Genomic DNA, 1,746 nt, shown 5'->3' with positions numbered 1-1,746 from the left:
AACGAGGCTGTAAAAAAATCCGGTTCCCACACGCGCAACTATGGCGTTGCCCTGTGCGCAGATCGAGTTTCGTGAATTGGACGTTCATGCCTACAGTGTGCCGTAATTTCACCCGCATCGGCTCCATAGGACGGTTCGTCCGCCCTACCGCGCCGTCCCCCGTCCCAGCTGCGTCTTCGTCAACTTCTCAATGTTGTGCACCATGCAGTACAGGTTCCACTGCGTGTTGACCTTGGTGAGTCCCCTGTGATTCAAACGGGTCAGCCGCTTGTTGTGCCGGATGTTGGCAAACACCGGCTCCACCGTGCCAATGCGCTGGCTGTAGAGCTGCCTACCCCTGGGGGAGTCAATCGCCTGGCGCATGCGTTCACTCGGATGGGTCGGGTCTTTCACCTTGGGCTCAAAGCGGGTGACCTGGCGGCCCCGACCATCGTTGGGTTTGAGGAGGCCTTTGAGGCATTGCGCGCTGAGTTTGCAGGCGTTGCAGTCCACCGCTTTGGCGGTGTACGTTTGGTATTGCAAACCCGTCGCTGTGGTGTGGATGCTGCCTGGGCTGGTCATCAACTGGCCCGCCGGGCAGGTGGCGGTGTTGTCGTCGTTGAAGCGGAAGTCCTTGGGGCCAAAGCGCTTGATCGGCTTGGACTCACCCGTGGCCTGCTTCTCGTACAGCGGGTCGGGCTTACCTTTGTGTTGGGTTTGCCCTGCAAATCGCTCATCGCGGCTGCGCATCTGGTTGTCGGCAATTAGCGCGGGGATGTTGTGGTCCTTGAGATGCTGCACATTGGCGTCGCTGTGGTACCCGGCATCGGCGGTGATCAGGGTGTGGGCTTCCCGGTAAGGCTGGCTTTGCGCAATCATGGGAACCAGCATGGCCTGCTCGGAGCCTGAGCCGATGACGTCGGCCGCCACAATGACCTGGTGAGCGCTGTCCACTGCAGCCTGCGCCGCGTAGCCCTGGATGACGCCTTTGCTGGTGGCCATCTTGGCGCTCTCGGGGTCGGTGAGATTGGTCTTAAGTTCCTGGCCTTTGCGGTTTTGGCGGGAGGTGTTATTGGCCAGAAACTCCCGGGTGCGTGCGGCTTCTTTGCGCAGGGCCTCTATGCGGGCTTGGCGCTTGGGCTCCAGTGCGTCGTCTATGCCGTGTTTGTCCTGGGCCTGGTGCAGGGCCAGTATCTTGTCGGCGGCCTTCTCCAGTCGCTCGGCTCTGTGGTGCAGTTCTTCATGGGTACCGCTGCGCTCTTTGCTGGCGTTGGAGGGCAGCTTGACGCCATCGATGGCAAACATGTCGCGGCCAATCAGTCCTTGGGCATCGCAGGTCATCAATACTTGGCTGAACAAGGGCTTGATCTGGGCGCTGAGCTTGGCTACGAACTTGGCAATGTGGGTATGGCTGGGTTGGCTGTCGCCACTGATGGCGATGAACTGGACGTTGCGTTGGCATGTTTGTTCAATCACCCGGCTGGAGAGTAGGCCTTGGCTGTAGGCCAGCAGTACGATCTTGAGCATGACACGCGGGTCGTAGGCGCTGGCTCCGACTTCATCGTTTTTGAATTGCGCGTCCAGTGCACTGAGGTCGAGTTCGTGATCGACCAGGTAGTTCAGCGCGAAGGCGAAGCTGCCGGGGATGATTTGCTCAGACAAGACTACCGGCAGCAACAGGCTGTTATGGTCTTGGGGTTTGTAGCGGGCCATGGTCGCGATCTCCTTGGTCGGATGGATCGCAAACGTCGTGCCAGGAGTTTTTTT

1 protein-coding gene is annotated in these 1,746 nt (G+C 59.6%); it reads right to left on the bottom strand.

What is annotated here, in order from left to right:
* Nucleotides 1–144: 144 nt before the first annotated feature.
* Nucleotides 145–1,746: IS1182 family transposase (locus tag AC07R0_RS25655; RefSeq protein WP_495107022.1), on the bottom strand; the 1,602-nt coding region annotated here is incomplete at its 5' end.

The organism is Rhodoferax sp. GW821-FHT07F03 (assembly GCF_059418745.1).
This window is presented reverse-complemented; position numbering and strand designations above follow the sequence as displayed.